A 2,475-nucleotide genomic window follows, 5' to 3' on the forward strand; every position below is an offset into this window, starting at 1 on the left:
CCGCCTTCCGGTCATCACAGCTTCACCCCCCGCAGCCGCGACGCGTTCGCGATCACGCTGACCGAGGACAGCGCCATGGCGGCGGCCGCGATGATCGGCGACAGCAGGATGCCGAAGAACGGATACAGCACGCCGGCCGCGACCGGGATGCCGAGCGCGTTGTAGATGAAAGCGAAGAACAGGTTCTGGCGGATGTTGCGCATCACCGCCTGCGACAGCCGCCGCGCCCGCACGATGCCGGTGAGATCGCCCTTCAGCAGCGTGACCCCCGCGCTCTCCATCGCCACGTCGGTGCCGGTGCCCATGGCGATGCCGACATCGGCGGCAGCTAACGCCGGCGCATCGTTCACGCCGTCTCCCGCCATCGCCACGACTTCCCCTGCCGCCTTGTGCCGCTGCACGACCTCGCTTTTCTGATCCGGCAGGACCTCCGCCTCGACCTCGTCGATGCCGAGTTGGCGGGCCACGGCCCTTGCCGTCGTCCAGTTGTCCCCGGTCAACATGACCACGCGGATGCCCTGCGCCTTCAGCGCAGCCAGCGCCTCGGGCGTCGTGGCCTTGACCGGGTCCGCGATGGCGAAGATCGCGGCGACCTGCCCATCGACGCCCATGAAGATTGCCGTCGCCCCGTCCTCGCGCAGCTTGTCGGCCTGCTCAACCAGCGGCGCGACATCAACCCCCTGTTCGGTCAGGAACTTCGCGTTTCCCAGCGGAATGCGCTTGCCTTCCACCACCCCGAGCGCCCCCTTGCCGGTCGGCGAGTCGAAGTCGGCAACAGGCGCGAGCGGGATCTCTCGCTCCTCTGCTGCCCGCACGATGGCGAGCGCGAGCGGATGCTCGCTCGCCCGTTCCACGCTGGCGGCAAGACGCAGGACGTCGGCCTCGGCCCAACCAGGTGCCGGAACGATGGCGGTGACGGCGGGCCGCCCCTCGGTCAGCGTTCCGGTCTTGTCCACGATGATCGTGTCCACCTTTTCCATGTGCTCCAAGGCTTCTGCGTTCTTGATCAGCACGCCCGCCTGCGCGCCGCGTCCGACGCCGACCATGATCGACATCGGCGTGGCCAGCCCCAGCGCACAGGGACAGGCGATGATAAGGACGGATACGGCGGCAACGAGGCCAAAGGAGAACTGCGGCTCGGGGCCCCAGATCGACCAGGCAATGAAGGCGAGAAGGGCAACCCCGATCACCGCCGGCACGAACCAGCCCGACACTTGGTCGGCAAGCCGCTGGATCGGGGCGCGCGAGCGCTGCGCTTCCGCGACAAGCTGGACGATCTGCGACAGCATGGTGTCGCGGCCGACGCGGCGGGCCTCGATCACCAGGGCGCCGGACTGGTTCATGGTCCCGCCGATCGCCTTGGAGCCGACCTCCTTTGTCACCGGCATGGACTCGCCCGTCACCATCGATTCATCGACGGCACTGCGACCCTCGATCACCTCGCCATCAACCGGCACCTTCTCGCCGGGCCGGACCCGCAGGCGGTCGCCAACATGGACCGCATCGAGTTGGACCTCTTCCTCGGTCCCATCCTCGTGGATGCGCCGGGCGGTCTTGGGGGCCAGGTCGAGCAGCGCGCGGATGGCGCCGCTGGTGCTCTCGCGGGCGCGCAGTTCCAGCACCTGCCCCAGCAGCACGAGCACGGTGATGACTGCGGCCGCCTCGAAATAGACGGCAACCGAGCCGTCATGCTGGCGGAACGCGTCGGGGAAGACGCCGGGGGCGAGGGTCGCGACGACGCTGTAGATCCACGCCGCCCCCGTGCCCATGGCAATCAAGGTGAACATGTTGAGGTTGCGCGTGACAAGCGACTGCCAGCCTCGCTGGAAGAAGGGCCACCCGGCCCACAGGACGACCGGGGTGGCGAAGATCAGCTGGATCCAGTTCGAGCTGCGCTGGCTGACGAGGTGATCGAGGCCGAGCAGGTGCCCTCCCATTTCCAGCAGGAACACAGGGATCGTCAGCACCAGCCCAATCCAGAAGCGACGGCGCATGTCGATGAGTTCAAGGTTGGGCTCGGCTTCCAGGCTGACCAGCACCGGCTCCAGCGCCATGCCGCAGATCGGGCACGACCCCGGCCCGACCTGCCGGATCTCAGGGTGCATGGGACAGGTGTAGATCGTCCCTTCGGGCACGGGGTCGGCCCTTGCCGCCGCCGCGGCCGGGTCAAGATAGCGCTCCGGCTCTGCCAGGAACTTCGCGCGGCATCCCGCCGAACAGAAGTAATAAGGCCGGCCGGCGTGCTCCGCCTTGTGCTGCGTCGCATGGGGATCGACCATCATGCCGCAGACCGGGTCCTTGACCTGATGCGCGCCGTCATTCGGAGCCGTCGCTGGGGCGTGCGAGTGCTCTGACCCGTGGTGGCTGGAATGAACATGCTCGTGATGGTGATGCTGATGGTCGCCGTCGCGAGAGCTGCTCTCCATGTGGAGGGAGGCTGGGTGTTGGTCTTTGCTCTTGCTGGCCATCATTTAC

General features: G+C 67.6%; 1 protein-coding gene. It reads right to left on the reverse strand.

Going from position 1 to position 2,475, the window contains the following annotated elements:
* Window positions 1-14: 14 nt before the first annotated feature.
* Window positions 15-2,426 carry a heavy metal translocating P-type ATPase gene (locus tag BLQ03_RS17555; RefSeq protein ID WP_090757577.1) on the reverse strand — a complete coding sequence of 804 codons (2,412 nt, stop codon included), beginning with the start codon at window positions 2,424-2,426 and terminating at the stop codon, window positions 15-17.
* Window positions 2,427-2,475 lie beyond the last annotated feature (49 nt).

Origin of the sequence: Paracoccus chinensis (assembly GCF_900102885.1) — a bacterium.
GTDB classification, from domain to species: domain Bacteria; phylum Pseudomonadota; class Alphaproteobacteria; order Rhodobacterales; family Rhodobacteraceae; genus Paracoccus; species Paracoccus chinensis.